The organism is Streptomyces sp. NPDC001568 (genome assembly GCF_042893755.1).
Lineage (GTDB): Bacteria > Actinomycetota > Actinomycetes > Streptomycetales > Streptomycetaceae > Streptomyces.
The window spans coordinates 1-15,994 of the sequence record NZ_JBIAVF010000008.1 but is presented as its reverse complement, the minus strand read 5'-3'; the positions used below and the strand labels follow the sequence as shown (position 1 = coordinate 15,994).

The following is a 15,994-nucleotide window of genomic DNA, read 5'->3' as shown; positions in this document are numbered from 1 at the left end:
GGCTGTGACCTGCGGTTCCCGCAGGGTGGGGGAGGAATCCGCCACCCTGCGGGAACCCGTCGTCCCGAGGGACGGACTAGCGCGATCCCACGATCCGGCCGGTGACCTCGCCGAGGCCGACGCGGGTGCCGTCGGCGCCGGGCGCCCAGGCGGTCAGGGTGACGGTGTCGCCGTCCTCCAGGAAGGTGCGCTTGCCGTCGGCGAGCTCGATGGCGTCGCGGCCGTTCCAGGTGAGTTCCAGCAGGGAGCCGCGCTGGTCGACCTCGGGGCCGCTGACGGTGCCGGAGCCGAACACGTCGCCGGTGCGCAGGGAGGCGCCGTTGACGGTCATGTGGGCCAGCTGCTGGGCGGCGGTCCAGTACATCGTCGCGAACGGCGGCCGGGCCACCTCCTGCCCGTTGATGGAGACGGCGATGTGCAGGTCGAAGCCGCCGGGGCGGTCGCTGTCGGCGTCGTCGAGGTAGGGCAGCAGCGGGAAGTCCCGGGCGGGCGGGGCGACGCGGGCCGCGTCCAGGGCCTCCAGGGGGGTCACCCAGGCGGACACGGACGTGGCGAACGACTTGCCGAGGAACGGGCCGAGGGGGACGTACTCCCAGGCCTGGACGTCGCGGGCCGACCAGTCGTTGAGGAGGAACAGTCCGAAGACGTGGTCCTCGAAGTCGGCCAGCGGCACCGGCCGGCCCAGCTCGGACGGCGCGCCGACGACGAAGCCGACCTCGGCCTCGATGTCGAGCTTCACGGACGGCCCGAAGACGGGCGCCGCGTCCGTGGGCGCCTTGCGCTGCCCGGAGGGGCGCACGACGTCCGTGCCGGAGACCACGATGGTGCCGGAGCGGCCGTGGTAACCGATCGGCAGGTGCTTCCAGTTGGGCGTCAGCGCGTCCCCGTCGGGGCGGAACATCTTCCCGACGTTGGTGGCGTGGTGCTCGCTCGCGTAGAAGTCGACGTAGTCGGCGACCTCGTACGGCAGGTGCAGCGTGACCGCGTCCAGCGGCAGCAGGTGCGGCTCCACCGTGGGGCGGTGGCCGGGGTCGGTGACCCAGGCGGTCAGCGCGCGGCGCACGTCGCGCCAGGCGGTGCGGCCGGCGGCGAGCAGCGGGTTCAGCGAGGACTGCCCGAGCAGTCCGGCGTACGGGGAGCCGAGCGCGAGGGCCGCCGCTCCCGCGTCGAGCACGTGCCCGCCGATCCGCACGCCGATCCGGCGACGGTCCTCCCCGGCGGTGGAGAAGACGCCGTAGGGGAGGTTGTGCGGCCCGAACGGGTCGCCCTCGGGAACATCGAGGGGGCTCTGCTGGGGCATGGGGTGCTGCCTCGCTTTCGACGCGGGCCGGGGGTGTCCCGGGGGCTTGTTGACACGTTACGTGCCAGGTGGGGTCTGTGGGAGGCCGGATTCGGGCGCTATTTGTAGGACTTGTCCAACGGGGTCCGTATCCTTGACGCCGTGACTTCCGCCCTCCCCCATGCCTTGATCGCCACCGACCTGGACGGGACTCTGCTGTGCGCCGGAGACACCGTCTCCGCCCGCTCCCACAAGGCCCTCGCGACGGCCCGGGCCGTCGGCGCCCAACACATCGTCGTCACCGGACGGCCCGTTCCCCAGGTTCGACACGTCCTCGACGACCTCGGTTACGAGGGGCTCGCGGTGTGCGGACAGGGCGCGCAGGTGTACGACACGGCGCGCGGCATCCTGCTGCACTCCGTCTCCATGGACCGGGGGCTCGCCGAGGTCGCCCTCGGCAAGATCGAGGCGGAGATCGGCGAGGTCTGGGCGGCGGTCAACCAGGAGGGCCTCGACGCCGAGATGCTGATAGGGCCCGGCTATCGGATGTGGCACCCGCACCTGCCGACCGTCCGCGTACCGCGCCGCGCCGACCTGTGGACGGCCCCGATCAACAAGGTCCTCCTCCAGCACCCCCGGCTCGACGACGACGAGCTGACCCGGATCGCGCGCGCGGTGGTCGGCGACCTGGTGAACGTCACCATGGCCGGGGAACACACCGTGGAACTCCAGCCCCTGGACGTGGACAAGGCCGCCGGCCTCGCCAGGGCCGCCGAGGTGCTCGGCATCCCGGGCTCGTCCACGATCGCCTTCGGCGACATGCCGAACGACGTCCCGATGTTCGCGTGGGCGGCCCACGGGGTCGCCATGGCCAACTCCCACCTCGAACTCCTGGCCGTCGCCGACGAGGTCACCCTCTCGAACGAGGAGGACGGCATCGCGGTGGTCCTGGAGCGGCTGTACGCCTGACGGGCGTCGGAACATGACGCCATGTCGGCATCGACGGGCCCGTGGGCGCGGGGGCCGGGAGGTTCGGGCCGTGGTCGCCGGGGTGGTCGAGGGGGTGGGAGCAGGCGTCGGTGCCGGTGGTCGCCGGGCAGTCGGGGAGGGCGAGGACCGTGTCGGGTTCGGCGTCGGGCCCGTTCCCGTCGGACCAGCGGGCCCACAGGGCGTCGCCGGACCCGGGGTCGAGGACGACGTCCAGGTGCGGGCCGGCGTGCCGGTCCAGGGAGCAACGCAGCTCCGGACCGGCCGCGAGGACCTCCCGCAGGGCCCGCGCGCAGAGGAGGCGCGCCAGCACCTCCAGGTGAGCCGCCGAGAGGGTGCCGGACGCGCCGCACCCCGGACGCGGGGGAGAGGGCGGCCCGTCGCTCACGCGAGCCACCCCCGGGCGACGATGCCGGCCACGCAGCACGTCCACGCGATCGCCCCGACCGTCAGGGCCATCGCACTCCGTCGGTCGGCGCGGGCCCGGCGGGCCGCCGGGTCGGGATCGGGACGGACCAGGCCCCGCAGCCGCTCGGCCGCCGCCAGGGCCCCGAGCGCGAACGCGCCGCGCTCCGCGTTCCGCCGGGCCAAGGCCGAGTCCAGCAGGGCGAGGAACAGCGCTCGGTAGGCGGGGTCCGACTCCATGCGTCGCAACTCGGCCCCGGTGTCGTCCCCTTCGGGCGGCGGCGCGCTCACAGCAACCCCTTCGCGCTGCGCGCGTTGCGCCGCGCGTTCTCGGCGCGCATCCGCTCCATGGGCTCGGCGGGTCGCACGTACCGCGGCTCCGCCTCCCACTCCGCCCCGCCGCGCACGGGCCGCAGGGCCCAGTACGGGCCGGCGACACCCCGGAACTCCCCGACCCGGTCGCCCCGACTGGTGTCCACCACGAGCGCGCCGGGAGACGGGGGTTGAAGGGGCTGTGTTTCACACATGACACCGTTCCTCTCCGTAGTCGATTCGCTACCGATCGGGTTCAGGATGGCCCTGGCCGGGGGAGGCTTCAACCTGTCGAATTGGAACGGAAGATTGGTCAGGGGACCTTGAACCGCAAGGAGTTGAATCCCGAACGTGGACCGCAGGCGGCTTTCGGGGCGCGTGTGCGCAGCTGGCGGGAGGAGCGTGGTTGGACGCAGGAGTTCCTGGGCGGGCGGCTCGGGTACTCCAGTACGCACGTGTCAGCAGTCGAAACCGGGCGGAAAGTGCCGACCTTGCGGTTCTCGCGCAGTGCCGACGAGGTCTTCGGCACAGGCCAGGGCGAGAAGTCGTTCGAGCGCGAGTGGCGCGAGATCCGGCACGGCGTACTGCTGGAGGGCTTCCCGGAGTTCCTCGGGTACGAGAGCCGGGCGGTGGAGATCCGCCTGTACGAGGTGGGCGTCATACCCGGACTGCTCCAGACGCCGGAGTACGCGACGGTGGTCACCGAGAGCACCGTCAAACGAGGAGCCATCACCGCCGATCAGGCAGGCGAACGCATCGCCGTCATCGCGGACAGACAAGCCTCGCTGCTCCGTACGCCTCCTCCCGTGGTCTTCGCGGTTCTTGACGAGAGCTGCCTGCGTCGACCCATCGGCGGACCCGACCTCATGCGGGACCAGTTCACGCGGCTGCTGGAATTCGCCGAGCTGCCGAACACGGTGCTCCAGGTCGCTCCGTTCACCATGGGGGAGCGTCGTCCGCTCAGCCTGCCGTTCTACGTTCTGACCATGCCTGATCGCGCGATCATGTCCTACGCCGAATCCGCCCAACGGGGCCATTTGGAAAGGGATAACAACTCCGTGGTGCCCATGCTGACGGCCTACCATCAACTCCAGGCCGAAGCCCTCTCGCAGTCGGCTTCTGTGGCCATGATCGATCAGCTACGAAAGGGCACGTCGTGACGACCGAATCCCCCCGCTGGTTCACGTCCTCGTACAGCGAAAACGGTGGCGCCTGCGTCGAGGTCGCCACCAACCTCGCCCACTCCCGCGGTGTCGTCCCCGTTCGGGACTCCAAGCGTGACGACAGCCCCGTGCTCGGCTTCACCGCCGGCGCGTTCGCCGCCTTCGTGGACGGCGTCAAGGCCGTCTGAGCGCCGGCCTTCCCCCGGGCGTGCCGCCCGGGGGACCGGCCGTCAGCCCGCCGCGCGCGGAAGCCGGCGTTCCCAGGTGCGGTGGAAGACGACCTCGTCGCCCTCCCGGCAGACCACCTCGTTCGACGTCAGGAAGCCGCCCTCGTCGCACGAGATCTCCGAGCGGGTCTCCACCCTCGCGTCCCAGCCCAACTCCGGCCGGTGCAGGCGGATGCTCCACTCCGAGCGGGTGCGGGCCGACAGCGGGTCCGACTCCTGGATCTCGTACACCTCCCGCGCGTCCTCGCTGAACTCCAGCCCGTCCGGGTACACCCGGGTGCCCCCGTAGCGGGGGTCCACCTCCAGGCGCCAGGTGCCGGCCGCGACGTCCCGTACGACCAGGCGTTCCGGGCGCGGCTCCTCCAGGGTGTCCGGGTAGGACACCCCCAGCGGGGCGGCCTGTTCCGGGGCCTCGAAGACGATTCCCTCGTCCGCGCGCGGGGAGGGCGGCCGGACGGGGAGTTCCAGGGTGCTGCCCGCCGGGTCGAGGGTCCAGCCGTGCTCCGAGCCGGCCCGCGGCCAGATCCACGGCCAGTACGCGGACGACACCGCCAGCCGGATCCGGTGCCCCGGCGGGAACGCGTGCCCGATGCCGTTCAGCTCGAAGGTGACGTCCTCGGTCGCGCCCGGGGTCCACGGCGCCGCCCGGTCCCGGCCGTGGCGCGCCGACAGGTTCAGCGAGCCCCGGGTGACCAGCGTCGAGGAACCGTCGGGGGCGACGTCGCACAGCCGGGCCACGACCTGCCCGTACGGGACCTCCATGCGCAGCCGCAGCGTCACCGAGGGCCGGCCGAGGATCTCCACCGGCTCGCCCGCCCCGACGGGGAACTCGAAGCAGGCCGACTTGGCGTCCTCCTCGCGCTGGTCCGGCGGTAGGTCGGCGTCGTTGCCGAAGGGGAAGAAGCGGCCCGCGTCGATCCCGGTGTGCTGCGGCGACGCGACCACGACAGGGGGCCCCTGGAGCCCGTACGAGACGGGGACGACCGTCGGGGACGGCCAGGCCCGCTCGCCCACCCAGCGGCCCGGCAGCCGCTCGTAGACGGTGGCCGGCGGGTGGGAGTCGCTGATCCAGGCGCGCAGCAGGGGTTCGTCCATGACGCCGTTGTCGTCGCCGCGCAGCCAGTGGTCCCACCAGCGCAAGGTCTCCTGGAGGAAGCCGATCGCCGGGCCCGGCGGCAGTCCGCGGTCCGGGTACTGGTGCGACCAGGGGCCGATGAGGCCCCGTACGCGTCCGGCCGGCAGGTGCTCGACGAGCCGCAGGACCGCGTCCCGGTACGGGTCGTGCCAGCCGCCGACGGCCAGCACCGCGGCCTTCACCGACCCGTAGTCCTCGCAGACGCTGCCGTGGCGCCAGTAGTCGTCACGGGTCTGGTGGGCCAACCAGGTGTGGACGAGGGGCTCGACGGCGGTGAGCCGGTCCAGCCACTGCTCGCGCCAGCCGTCGCCGACGAAGAGCGGGTCCGGCGGCCGGGCGGCGAAGGCCAGCATCGTCGCCGCCCACGCGTGCATGTCCACGGCCAGGACGGAGCCGCCCATGTAGTGCACGTCGTTGTCGTAGCGGTCGTCGGTCGAGCAGACCGTGACCACCGCCTTCAGGGCCGGCGGGGCCAGCGCCGCGATCTGGAGGCTGTTGAAGCCGCCCCAGGAGATCCCGAACATGCCGACCGCGCCCGTGCACCAAGGCTGCGCCGCCAGCCACTCCACCACGGCGACCCCGTCGGCGAGCTCCCGCGCGTCGTACTCGTCGCCCGGAAGGCCGCCGCTGCACCCGTGGCCGCGCACGTCGACGCGGACCGAGGCGTAGCCGTGCCCGGCGTACCAGGGGTGGCGCTGGCGGTCGCGGGGCGCGGTCCAGTCGGTGAGCCGGTAGGGGAGGTACTCCAGTAGCGCGGGGACGGGCTCGTCCGTCACCGGGCGCCAGATCCGCGCGTACAGCTCCACCCCGTCCGGCAGCGGGATCCGGACGTCCTCGTGGGTGGTCCCGTACGGGAACTCGGTACGGATGATCATCGGTGGTCGGGCCCCTTTCAGTGGACGGGGTGCATGGTGCGGCGCAGCCAGGGCGCCAGCGCGACCACGACCAGGCCCGCCGCGACGGCGATGGCGCCGTTGACGCCGAAGTAGACGGGGTGGGAGACCTGGTCGTAGAGCTTGACGACCTGCGCCTGGATGCCGTTGGCCAGGGCCAACGAGAGGAACCACAGGGCCATGGTCTGGCTGGCGTACGCCTTGGGGGCGAGCTTCGTGGTGGCGGACATGCCGGAGGTCTCCAGCAGCACGTCGCCGAGCCCCAGCAGCAGGTACGAGCCGACGATCCACCAGGCGGCCATCTTGTAGGTCTCGTCGGCGTGGCCCGAGGTGGGGATGACCATCAGCAGGAAGGACAGGCCGCCCAGGATCACCCCGATGGCGATCTTGTTGGAGGCGTGCGGCTGCCGGCGGCCCATCCGCACCCACAGGGCGGCCACCACGGGCGCCAGCGCCACCTCGAAGGCGCCGAGCGCGGAGGCGTACCAGCCGGCGGGGAAGTCGAAGCCGAGGATGGTGGTGCGGGCGTTGGTCGAGGCCAGCAGCATCATCGTCGAGTACGCCTGGAACAGGATGAAGTTGAAGGCGACCGAGGCCAGGAAGAGCACCACGTACGGGCGCAGCCGTCCGCGTTCCTCGGCCGTGACGCGGGGGCTGCGGAACATGACCGCGAAGTAGACGACCGGCGCGATCACCGAGACGAGGGTCAGCACGTCGACGAAACGGGCCATCGTCAACCAGCCGATAGCGGCCAGGAGGGTGGCGATGACGGCGAACGCGAGACAGCCGCCGACGATCTTCCACACGGCGGCGCGCATCGCGTCGGGGGCGAGGGCGAACTCGGCCGAGTGTTTCCGTCCGGCCAGATGGCGGCGTCCGCGCACGTACTGGATGAGCCCGAAGGTCATGCCGATGGCGGCGGCGGAGAAGCCCCAGTGCCAGCCCTCGCGCTCCCCGAGCCAGGCGGTGATCAGCGGGCCGGCGAAGGCGCCGATGTTGATGCCCATGTAGTAGAGGGCGAATCCGGCGTCGCGCCGCTCGTCGTCCGTGCGGTACAGCTTGCCGACCATGCTGGCCACGTTGGGCTTGAGCAGGCCGGTGCCCGCGCTGATCAGGCCGAGTCCGACCCAGGTCATGGCGGCGGTGGGCACGGCCATGGCGTAATGGCCGCAGGCGATCAGGATGCCGCCGTAGAGGACCGCGCGGTAGGAACCGAGGATCCGGTCGGCGAGCCACCCGCCGGCCACCGAGACGAGGTAGACCATGGTCCCGTACGCCGCCGCCACGGAGGCCGCGCTGCCGGGGTCCATGCCCAGGCCGCCGCCCGCCACCGTGTCCGCGAAGTAGAGGACGAGGATGGCCTGCATGCCGAGGAAGGAGAACCGCTCCCAGACTTCCAGTCCGGACAGGGTGGCCAGCCCCCTGGGATGCCCCAGGAAGGCGTGGTCGTCACCGGGCGGCGGCTGGTCCGCCTCCGGGTCGGGTCCGTCCATATCGGTCGCGGTTCTGGACAAAACAGATTCTCCGGTTGTTTCGACTTCCACTGAACATACCGGGGTGGATCGGGCGATGCGCGCGTGGCGGCCGGACAGGCGCTCTGGGTGATCGAAAACGGACCGGATACGCTGGCTTGAGTGATGGCAGCGACACATCGACAATCCATGTGATCGTCAAGGTGATCGTCAGCAGACAGGAGTACCCCTCGTGACCGTCGTCGGGCCGTTCGGACTGAGCGTGCGGGACCAGGCTCTTGAGACCGATGTCCAGGCCGGACTGGCCGCCGTCGAGGCGGGTCTGCTGGAGGCCACCAAGAGCGAAGTCCCCTTCATCACCGAGGCCGCGCAACACCTGGTGAGAGCGGGCGGCAAGCGGTTCCGCCCGCTGCTGGTGATGCTCGCGTCCCGCTTCGGCGATCCCTACGCCCCCGGAATCGTGCCGTCCGCGGTGGTCGTGGAGCTCACCCACCTGGCCACGCTCTACCACGACGACGTCATGGACGAGGCCGACGTACGCCGCGGGGTGGAGAGCGCCAACGCCCGCTGGGGCAACTCCGTCGCCGTCCTGACGGGTGACTTCCTCTTCGCCCGCGCCTCCCACATCCTGGCCGACCTCGGGCCGGAGGCCGTACGCATCCAGGCCGAGGCCTTCGAGCGGCTCGTCACCGGCCAGATCCTGGAGACGGCCGGCCCGCGCGACGGGCGCGACCCGGTCGCGCACTACCTGGACGTCATCGCCGGCAAGACCGGCTCGCTGATCGCGGTCTCCGGCCGGTTCGGCGCGCTGATGGCCGGCGCCGACGAGGCCGTCGTCGACATCCTGACCCAGTACGGCGAGCGGCTCGGCACCGCCTTCCAGCTCGCCGACGACGTCCTCGACATCGCCTCCGACTCCCACGAGTCCGGCAAGACCCCCGGCACCGACCTGCGCGAGGGCATCCCCACCCTGCCCGTGCTGCGGCTGCGCGAGATGGCCGAGCGCGACGGCCGCCCCGATGACCTGGAACTCGTCACGCTGCTCGACGGCGACCTCACGGACGACGCCCGGCACGCCGAGGTCCTGGCCCGGCTGCGGGTCCACCCCGCGCTGGAGCAGGCCCGCCGCGACACCATCCGCTACGCGGAGGACGCGCGGGCCACCCTGGCCCCGCTGCCGGAGTGCTTCGCGAAGTCCGCGCTGGAGGAACTGTGCGACGCGGTGGTCCACCGCGCCGGCTGACGCCGTCCCGCCCCGGGGCGCCCCGCGCCCCACACCGGCGGAACGGTTCCCTCCCCCCGGACGACCCCTACGGGTCGGGGGAGGAGGGCCCCGCCGGAGTCATCCCACGGTCGTACGCGGAGTTGGCTCCGGGGGCTGACGCCCCGGGAGCCCCGATTTGGTCAGATGGAGACATCGAACCCCACCGGACCGGGTGAGCGCGGCGACACGGGGGTCGCCGCCGACGACACAGAGGGCAGGGCACTGACATGGCAGCGAACACGAAGACCTCACGGAAGGCCGCACGGTACGCCGTACCGGTCGCGGTGGTGGGCATCGCGGCGGCGACCGTCGCGATGGTCCCCGCCTTCGCCAACGCCGGCGGACCCGATCTCCCCAAGGTCACGGCGCAGCAGCTGATCGAGAAGGTCGCCGCGTCCGACGTCGAGCAGATCTCCGGCACCGCGCGGCTGACCACCGACCTGGGCCTGCCGAAGATCGCCTCCGGCCTCCTCGGCGGCGGTGGCGTCACCGGCGGCTCGGCCAACCCGGAGGACAAGATCGCGCAGCTGGCGAACGGCTCGCACACCTTCCGCGTCGCCGCGGACGGCCCGGACCGCCAGAAGCTCACCTTCCTCGACGGGAAGGACGAGTACAGCCTCATCCACAACGGCGCCGACGTCTGGGGCTACGACTCGAAGTCCAACGAGGTCTTCCACGAGAAGAACCCCGAGGCCGCCGGCAAGGGCACCGAGCACAAGACGGCGGACCGGCTCGCGGGCTCCCCGCAGCAGATGGCCCAGGAGATCCTCAAGGCCGCCGGCCCGACCACCGACATCAGCGTCGGTGACACGGCGCAGGTCGCCGGGCGGGACGCCTACCAGCTGGTCCTCAAGCCCAAGCAGAGCGGCTCCACGGTCGGCTCGGTGCAGATCGCGGTCGACGCCAAGAACGGCGTCCCGCTGCGCGTCCAGCTGCTCTCCAGCCAGGGCGGCAAGCCGATCGTCGACGCGGGCTTCACCAAGGTCGACTTCGCCAAGCCGTCCGCCGACACCTTCACGTTCACCCCGCCCAAGGGCGCCAAGGTGACCGAGGGCCTGGAGGACAAGGGCAAGGAGCACGGCAAGGAGTTCAAGGCGCTGGAGTCCTTCCCCGGCCTCGACGCGCTGACCGGCGGCGGCAACGGCGAGGTGAAGGTCCTCGGCGAGGGCTGGGCCACCGTCGCCCGCATCGACACCGGCGCCGGCCAGGGCCTCAAGGAGCTGGAGAAGGACAAGAACGCCCCCAAGGAGGCCCAGCAGTTCCTGAACTCCCTCGGTGACAAGGTCACCGGGAAGTTCGGCGAGGGTCGGGTCCTGTCGACCCGCCTGGTCAACGCCCTGATCACGGACGACGGCAAGGTCTACGTCGGCGCCGTCACCAAGGACGCGCTGGTCAAGGCGGCCGACTCCGCCAAGTAGCCGCGGGCGGCGCCGCGTACGCACGGCGACCACGCGAAGGGTGGCCCGGGACCTGTGTCCCGGGCCACCCTTCTGCCGTTCCCCTCCTGCGTACAGCACACCCGCTGTACCGTGTTGGCCATGTCGAGACACGTCACCATTCGCCTGGACGAAGAGTTCCACGAGCGCCTCAAGGCACGCGCGGCGGCGCTTGGCACGACGGTCACCGCACTGATCACCGAGGTGACGGAGCGCGAACTCGACGAGGACCGGAAGACGTTCCTCTCCGGCATCGAGGAGTTCGCCGACCACTGGGGCTACTTCCAGGAGCGGTTCGGCAATTGAAAATCACCATGGAGTGGGCCTGGACTGCCCTCGCCCACCATCTGCCGTCGGATCCCGCCGTGTGGGACCCCTCCGGGGTGGCCGCCGCTGTCGCCCGGCACCAGAACGACCTGGTGCTGGTGCCCGAGCAGCCCGCCCCCGACACCGCCTGGCGGGCCGCCGCGTTCCTGCACACGCTGGCCGTCTGCCCCGCGCTGGAATCCCCGATGAACGAGTTCTACGCGGCCGCGGCCACCCGCTCGTACCTGCGGGTGGCCGGGGCCAGGCAACTTCCCACGCCGGAGGAGCTCGGCGACCTCGTGGAGGCCGCGAAGCTCGGCCGCGCCGACATCGGGGCCGTCGCCGAGGAACTGCGCGCCCGGATCCAGGAACCGCTGCCCGCCTCGCTGCGCTCCAGCGCGGAGGACGCGTAACCCCGGGGTCCGGAGGTGTCGTGCCGGCGCCGCCCCGTGGGGAGCGGCGCCGGACCCTTCACTAGAAGGTGATCTTCCAGCTGTTGATGTAGCCGACGTCCTGCGCCGCCACGTCCTTGACCTGGAGCTTCCAGACGCCGTTCGCCACCTCGCTCGACGCGTTCACCGTGTACGAGGCGATGATGTTGTCGGCGGAGTCCGAGCTGGAGTTCTTCAGCCGGTACGCCGTGCCGTCGGGGGCGATCAGGTCGATCTGGAGGTCACCGCGGTAGGTGTGGACGATGTTCACGTCGACCTTGGTGGTGGCGGGCGCGTTGCCCGCGACGCCGGACACCGTGATCGGGGAGTTGACCCCGGCGGCGGGGGAGTCCGGGATGTTGACGTCCGTCGTGTTCTCGAAGGACGGGCCCGGCGGGACCGGGGTGGACGCCCCGAGGTTCCAGACCGCGTAGGCGATGGCGTCCGCGTTGCGGTCCAGGGCGGTGTCGTTGATGTTCGAGGTGTTGTCGCAGGAGGAGTGGTAGCAGCGGTCGAAGGACTGACCGGCGGTGCCGCCCCACTTCTGCGCCTGCGCCGACGTCTTGCTGTTGCTGGCGCCGGTGAACAGACCGCCGACGGGGATGCCCACGTTCTTGAAGGACGCGTGGTCCGAGCGGCCGTCGCCCTCGGTCTCGATCTCCGTCGCCACGCCGAGACCGGCGTAGTAGTTCTTGAACGTCTGCTCGATGGTCGGGTCGTCGTCGTAGACGAAGTAGCCCGGGTTCGGCGAGCCGATCATGTCGAAGTTCAGGTACCCGGCGAACTTGGCGCGCTCGGCGGTCGGCAGGTTGTTGACGTAGTACTTCGAGCCGACCAGGCCCAGCTCCTCCGCGCCCCACCAGCCGAAGCGCAGGTGCTTCGTCGGCTGGAGGCCCGCCCGCGACACGGCGAGAGCGGTCTCCAGGACCGCCGCGCTGCCCGAGCCGTTGTCGTTGATGCCCGCGCCCGAGGTCACCGAGTCCAGGTGCGCGCCGGACATCAGCACCGAGTTGGGGTCACCGCCCGGCCAGTCGGCGATCAGGTTGTAGCCGGTGGCACCGCTGGAGGTGAAGGTCTGGAGCGTGGTGGTGAACCCGGCCGCGTCCAGCTTGGCCTTCACGTAGTCGATCGAGGCCTTGTAGCCGGCCCGGCCGTGCGCGCGGTTGCCGCCGTTGTTGGTGGCGATCGTCTGCAACTGCGTCAGGTGGGCCTTGACGTTGGCCAGCGGGATGTCGGGCGGGGTGGGGGCCGCGGCGACCGCCGTGGGTGCGGCGAGCGCGGCGGGGGCGGTGGCGCCCAGCAGACCGGTGACCGCGATCGCGGCCACGGCGGCGAGGCGCCGGGAGACGGACAGGCTCATGTGGGGGCTCCGGGATTCCGTATGGGGATGAGACGGAACGTGCGGGGATAGAGCAGGTGAGCTTGTAGTGCGTCAGTGCGAGCCTGATGTTCAGCGAGAGCATGACAATCCGTCAAGACCACAATCCGGTCAGGGCGGTTCGGAAAACGGACGATCCCCGGTACGGGGGGTCCGTACCGGGGATCGGGTGGGCGAAGGGGACGGTGTTACGCCGGTTCGCGGGTCTGCGGGGGAGAGCCGGCGGGCCCGTCGGCGAGGGTCGCGGCGGGCGCCTGGGCGGGGGCCTCGCGCAGGCCTTCCCGGGGCGCGGTCCGCGAGGTCTCCGACGGGATCTCCTGCGGGCCCGCCCCGAGCGCGGTAGCCGCGGCGGCGGCGAGTCGGGCCCGCGACCTGCGGGAAGTGCGCAGCGCGTCCCAGGTCAGGATCGCGAGGGCGGCCCACACCAGGGAGAAGCCCGCCCAGCGCTCGGGCGGCATCGCCTCGTGGAAGTACAGGACGCCGAGCCCGAACTGGAACACCGGGGCCATGTACTGCAGCAGCCCGAGGGTCGACAGCGGCACCCGGATCGCGGCCGCCCCGAAGAGCACCAGCGGGATCGCGGTGACCAGGCCCGTCGCGGCCAGCAGCAAGGAGTGCCCGAGGCCCTCCGTGGCGAACGTCGAGTCCCCCTGGACGCCCAGCCACACCAGGTAGGCGAGGGCCGGCGGGAAGAGCAGGGCCGTCTCCGCGGTCAGCGACTCCAGGCCGCCCATGTCGAGCTTCTTCTTGATCAGCCCGTACGCGGCGAAGGAGAAGGCGAGGATCAGCGAGATCCACGGCGGCCGGCCGTATCCGACGGCGAGCACCACCACGGCCGCGAACCCGATCCCGACGGCCGCCCACTGGGCCCGGCGCAGCCGTTCCCCGAGCACCAGGACGCCGATCGCGATGGTGACCAGCGGGTTGATGAAGTAGCCGAGGCTGGCCTCGACGACCTGACCGTTGTTGACCGCCCAGATGTACAGGCCCCAGTTCACGCTGATCACGGACGCGGCCAGCGCCGTCAGCCCGAGCTTGCGGGGCTGTCGGGCCAGCTCACGGATCCAGCTCCAGCGGCGCAGCGCCAGCAGGGCGATCCCGACGACGGCCAGCGACCACACCATCCGGTGGGCCAGGATCTCGATCGCGCCCGAGGGCTTGAGCAGTGGCCAGAAGAGGGGTACGAGACCCCACAGGCCGTACGCGCCGAATCCGGAGAGCAATCCCGTGCGCTGCTCGTTCTCCGCCTTCACGGGTCCTCCAGTGCTACTTCAGGCCAATCTCACAACTCAACGACGGTAGCGCCGCACGCGTCCGATGTCATGCCCGTATAAGCGAGATACTCATGACATCTCGGTGGGTGAGACGGCCGGTCGGCCGGGTCGCCCCGGCCGGTCGCGGTGGGTGATCCGGATCAGGCCAGCGCGGCGGTGACGGCCGTGGCCACCGGGGTCGTCGGCCGGCCGATCAGCCGCGCCAGGTCCCCGCTCGTGCCGGCCAGCCGGCCGCGCGCGATGGCCGCGTCGACGTCGACGAGGATCGCGGCGAACCCCTCGGGCACCCCGGCGCCGATCAGGATCGCCAGGTGCTCGTCGGCGCTCACCGCGGCGTACGCGACCTCCTGGCCGGACTGCCGGGCGACCTCGGCGGCGTACTCGGCCAGGCCCCAGGCGGTGTCGCCGGAGAGCTCGTAGACCCGGTTCAGGTGCCCGTCGCCGGTCAGTACGGCCGCGGCGGCCGCCGCGTAGTCGGCCCGCGCCGCGGAGGCGATCCGGCCCTCGCCGGCGCTGCCGACGACGGCGCCGTGCGCCAGGACGCCGGGCAGCTGGGCGGTGTAGTTCTCGTGGTACCAGCCGTTGCGCAGGAAGGTGTGGGGGAGCCCCGAGTCGAGGATCGCCTGCTCGGTCGCCTTGTGCTCGGCCGCCAGGTCGAAGTCGGCCTCGGGGCCGCCGAGGATCCCGGTGTACGCCAGCTGGGCGACCCCGGCCGCCTCGGCGGCCTTGATCACGGCGGTGTGCTGCGGGACGCGCCGGCCGACCTCGCTGCCGGAGATCAGCAGCACCCGGTCGCCGGCCCGGAAGGCGCGGGCCAGGCTCGCGGGGTCGTCGTAGTCGGCGACCCGTACCTCGACGCCGCGCGCGGCGAGGTCGGCGGCCTTGGCCTCGTCGCGCACGACGGCGGTCACGCGCTCGGCGGGGACGCGGTTCAGCAGTTCCTCGATGACGAGGCGGCCCAGGGATCCGGTGGCTCCGGTGACGACGATGCTCATGATGCGCTCCAGTGCGTGTTGACGAGGTGGATGACACCATCCTAAGGAGAGCGCTAACTATTGGAAAGTACCCACTTGGAAGTAAGGTACTGGCATGGAAGTAAGTGCCCCTGCCAAAGCAGCCGACATCCGGACCCCGATGTGCCCCTCGCGCGGGATCCTGGAGCACCTCACCAGCCGCTGGGGCGTGCTCGTCCTCGCCGCCCTGATCGAGCGCTCCCACCGCTTCAGCGAACTGCGCCGGGTGGTGGGCGGCGTCAGCGAGAAGATGCTCGCCCAGACCCTGCGGACGCTGGAGCGCGACGGCTTCGTCCTGCGCCACGCGCACCCGGTGATCCCGCCGCACGTCGACTACACCCTGACGGAACTCGGCCGGGAGGCGGCCGAACAGGTGTGGGCGCTGGCGCGCTGGACGGAACACCGTACGGCCGAGGTCCAGGGCGCCCGGGCGGCCTACGACGAGGCCCGGGCGGCCCACGACGAGGCCCGGACCCCGTAACGGGTCCGGGCCTCGTCGTGCCTGCCGCCGGTTCGTGTCCGGCCGGGTGCTGCCGTCCGCCGCGTCCGCCGAGTCCGCTGCCTAGTCGGTGACGGTCCAGGTGTCGGCGCCCGCCAGCAGCGTCGCCAGATCGCCCTTGCCCCGCTGGTCGACGGCGGTGTCGAGTTGCTCGGCCATGAGGGTGTCGTAGACGGGGCGTGGGGTGCTGCGCAGGACGCCGATGGGGGTGTGGTGGAGGGTGTCGGGGTCGGCGAGGCGGGAGAGGGCGAAGGCGGTGGTGGGGGAGGTGGCGTGGGCGTCGTGGACCAGGACGCGGTGTTCGGTTTCGGGGGTGACCTCGATGACGTGCAGGTCGCCGGTGGCCGGATCGCGTACGACGCCCTTGTTGCCGTCGGCGCCGAAGCGGATGGGGCGGCCGTGTTCGAGACGGATGACGGCTTCCCGGGCCTGTTCGTTGTCCTTGAGGATGTCGAAGGCGCCGTCGTTGAAGATGTTGCAGTTCTGGTAGATCTCGACGAGCGCGGTGCCCTGGTGGTCG

The 15,994-nt window shown here is 71.6% G+C and carries 16 protein-coding genes and 1 pseudogene; 8 read left to right on the top strand and 9 right to left on the bottom strand.

Features of this window, described 5'->3' with window-relative positions:
* Nucleotides 1-76: 76 nt before the first annotated feature.
* Entirely contained in the window at nucleotides 77-1,300 is a 1,224-nt protein-coding gene (gene fahA / locus ACFY0I_RS16165) for a fumarylacetoacetase (protein ID WP_388895421.1), read from the bottom strand.
* Between the two features lie 141 nt (nucleotides 1,301-1,441).
* Between fahA and ACFY0I_RS16160 the strand changes: the two genes are divergently transcribed.
* A complete protein-coding gene (locus ACFY0I_RS16160) occupies nucleotides 1,442-2,248 on the top strand; it encodes a Cof-type HAD-IIB family hydrolase (RefSeq protein WP_388895418.1) in 807 nt (268 codons plus the stop codon).
* A 402-nt stretch (nucleotides 2,249-2,650) separates the two neighbouring features.
* On the opposite strand, the gene ACFY0I_RS16155 is transcribed toward ACFY0I_RS16160, so the two are convergent.
* Both ACFY0I_RS16155 and ACFY0I_RS16150 read right to left on the bottom strand, forming a co-directional pair.
* Nucleotides 2,651-2,962: a hypothetical protein gene (locus tag ACFY0I_RS16155; protein ID WP_388895415.1), complete on the bottom strand. Its 312-nt coding sequence runs from the start codon at nucleotides 2,960-2,962 to the stop codon at nucleotides 2,651-2,653.
* Complete coding sequence (locus tag ACFY0I_RS16150; RefSeq protein ID WP_388895412.1) at nucleotides 2,959-3,198, bottom strand: hypothetical protein; 240 nt, start codon at nucleotides 3,196-3,198, stop codon at nucleotides 2,959-2,961. The genes ACFY0I_RS16155 and ACFY0I_RS16150 overlap by 4 nt, the downstream gene beginning before the upstream one ends.
* A 108-nt stretch (nucleotides 3,199-3,306) precedes the next feature.
* Between ACFY0I_RS16150 and ACFY0I_RS16145 the strand changes: the two genes are divergently transcribed.
* Both ACFY0I_RS16145 and ACFY0I_RS16140 read left to right on the top strand, forming a co-directional pair.
* Nucleotides 3,307-4,143: a helix-turn-helix domain-containing protein gene (locus ACFY0I_RS16145; RefSeq protein ID WP_388895409.1), complete on the top strand. Its 837-nt coding sequence runs from the start codon at nucleotides 3,307-3,309 to the stop codon at nucleotides 4,141-4,143.
* Nucleotides 4,140-4,334, top strand: coding sequence for a DUF397 domain-containing protein (locus ACFY0I_RS16140; RefSeq protein ID WP_388895406.1), 195 nt, complete (start codon nucleotides 4,140-4,142; stop codon nucleotides 4,332-4,334). The genes ACFY0I_RS16145 and ACFY0I_RS16140 overlap by 4 nt, the downstream gene beginning before the upstream one ends.
* 42 nt (nucleotides 4,335-4,376) lie before the next feature.
* Here ACFY0I_RS16140 and ACFY0I_RS16135 read toward each other — a convergent pair whose 3' ends face one another.
* Both ACFY0I_RS16135 and ACFY0I_RS16130 read right to left on the bottom strand, forming a co-directional pair.
* Complete coding sequence (locus ACFY0I_RS16135) at nucleotides 4,377-6,383, bottom strand: CocE/NonD family hydrolase (protein WP_388895403.1); 2,007 nt, start codon at nucleotides 6,381-6,383, stop codon at nucleotides 4,377-4,379.
* Between the two features lie 17 nt (nucleotides 6,384-6,400).
* Nucleotides 6,401-7,894 carry a peptide MFS transporter gene (locus tag ACFY0I_RS16130; protein ID WP_388895400.1) on the bottom strand — a complete coding sequence of 498 codons (1,494 nt, stop codon included), beginning with the start codon at nucleotides 7,892-7,894 and terminating at the stop codon, nucleotides 6,401-6,403.
* Between the two features lie 211 nt (nucleotides 7,895-8,105).
* Between ACFY0I_RS16130 and ACFY0I_RS16125 the strand changes: the two genes are divergently transcribed.
* The 4 genes from ACFY0I_RS16125 (at nucleotide 8,106) to ACFY0I_RS16110 (ending at nucleotide 11,292) form a co-directional block, all read left to right on the top strand.
* Nucleotides 8,106-9,116 carry a polyprenyl synthetase family protein gene (locus ACFY0I_RS16125; protein ID WP_388895397.1) on the top strand — a complete coding sequence of 337 codons (1,011 nt, stop codon included), beginning with the start codon at nucleotides 8,106-8,108 and terminating at the stop codon, nucleotides 9,114-9,116.
* A gap of 248 nt (nucleotides 9,117-9,364) precedes the next feature.
* Nucleotides 9,365-10,555 (top strand): outer membrane lipoprotein carrier protein LolA, encoded by a 1,191-nt coding sequence (locus ACFY0I_RS16120; protein WP_388895394.1) that lies wholly within the window; start codon nucleotides 9,365-9,367, stop codon nucleotides 10,553-10,555.
* Nucleotides 10,556-10,675: 120 nt separating this feature from the next.
* Entirely contained in the window at nucleotides 10,676-10,879 is a 204-nt protein-coding gene (locus ACFY0I_RS16115) for a hypothetical protein (protein WP_234333790.1), read from the top strand.
* Nucleotides 10,876-11,292, top strand: coding sequence for a hypothetical protein (locus ACFY0I_RS16110; RefSeq protein WP_281210391.1), 417 nt, complete (start codon nucleotides 10,876-10,878; stop codon nucleotides 11,290-11,292). The genes ACFY0I_RS16115 and ACFY0I_RS16110 overlap by 4 nt, the downstream gene beginning before the upstream one ends.
* Before the next feature lie 61 nt (nucleotides 11,293-11,353).
* On the opposite strand, the gene ACFY0I_RS16105 is transcribed toward ACFY0I_RS16110, so the two are convergent.
* From ACFY0I_RS16105 to ACFY0I_RS16095, 3 genes are all read right to left on the bottom strand, one after another.
* The gene (locus ACFY0I_RS16105; RefSeq protein ID WP_388895389.1) at nucleotides 11,354-12,670 is read right to left on the bottom strand and encodes a M28 family metallopeptidase; all 1,317 of its coding nucleotides are present in this window, start codon (nucleotides 12,668-12,670) and stop codon (nucleotides 11,354-11,356) included.
* A 206-nt stretch (nucleotides 12,671-12,876) separates the two neighbouring features.
* The gene (gene rarD / locus ACFY0I_RS16100) at nucleotides 12,877-13,941 is read right to left on the bottom strand and encodes an EamA family transporter RarD (protein WP_388895387.1); all 1,065 of its coding nucleotides are present in this window, start codon (nucleotides 13,939-13,941) and stop codon (nucleotides 12,877-12,879) included.
* A 161-nt stretch (nucleotides 13,942-14,102) separates the two neighbouring features.
* Nucleotides 14,103-14,957 carry an SDR family oxidoreductase gene (locus ACFY0I_RS16095; RefSeq protein WP_388895384.1) on the bottom strand — a complete coding sequence of 285 codons (855 nt, stop codon included), beginning with the start codon at nucleotides 14,955-14,957 and terminating at the stop codon, nucleotides 14,103-14,105.
* A 94-nt stretch (nucleotides 14,958-15,051) separates the two neighbouring features.
* On the opposite strand from ACFY0I_RS16095, the gene ACFY0I_RS16090 reads away from it, so the two are divergent.
* Nucleotides 15,052-15,456 carry a winged helix-turn-helix transcriptional regulator gene (locus ACFY0I_RS16090; RefSeq protein ID WP_388895381.1) on the top strand — a complete coding sequence of 135 codons (405 nt, stop codon included), beginning with the start codon at nucleotides 15,052-15,054 and terminating at the stop codon, nucleotides 15,454-15,456.
* An 81-nt stretch (nucleotides 15,457-15,537) separates the two neighbouring features.
* On the opposite strand, the pseudogene ACFY0I_RS16085 reads toward ACFY0I_RS16090, so the two are convergent.
* Nucleotides 15,538-15,994, bottom strand: a pseudogene (locus tag ACFY0I_RS16085) (2-oxoacid:ferredoxin oxidoreductase subunit beta); the annotation flags it as partial.

What these genes read in the sequence shown, in the direction of transcription:
- fahA (WP_388895421.1), bottom strand. Translation starts at nt 1,300, where the DNA reads ATGCCCCAGCAGAGCCCCCTCGATGTTCCCGAGGGCGACCCGTTCGGG.
- ACFY0I_RS16150 (WP_388895412.1), bottom strand. Translation starts at nt 3,198, where the DNA reads ATGTGTGAAACACAGCCCCTTCAACCCCCGTCTCCCGGCGCGCTCGTG.
- ACFY0I_RS16135 (WP_388895403.1), bottom strand. Translation starts at nt 6,383, where the DNA reads ATGATCATCCGTACCGAGTTCCCGTACGGGACCACCCACGAGGACGTC.
- ACFY0I_RS16130 (WP_388895400.1), bottom strand. Translation starts at nt 7,894, where the DNA reads ATGGACGGACCCGACCCGGAGGCGGACCAGCCGCCGCCCGGTGACGAC.
- ACFY0I_RS16120 (WP_388895394.1), top strand. Translation starts at nt 9,365, where the DNA reads ATGGCAGCGAACACGAAGACCTCACGGAAGGCCGCACGGTACGCCGTA.
- ACFY0I_RS16115 (WP_234333790.1), top strand. Translation starts at nt 10,676, where the DNA reads ATGTCGAGACACGTCACCATTCGCCTGGACGAAGAGTTCCACGAGCGC.
- ACFY0I_RS16105 (WP_388895389.1), bottom strand. Translation starts at nt 12,670, where the DNA reads ATGAGCCTGTCCGTCTCCCGGCGCCTCGCCGCCGTGGCCGCGATCGCG.
- ACFY0I_RS16095 (WP_388895384.1), bottom strand. Translation starts at nt 14,957, where the DNA reads ATGAGCATCGTCGTCACCGGAGCCACCGGATCCCTGGGCCGCCTCGTC.
- ACFY0I_RS16090 (WP_388895381.1), top strand. Translation starts at nt 15,052, where the DNA reads ATGGAAGTAAGTGCCCCTGCCAAAGCAGCCGACATCCGGACCCCGATG.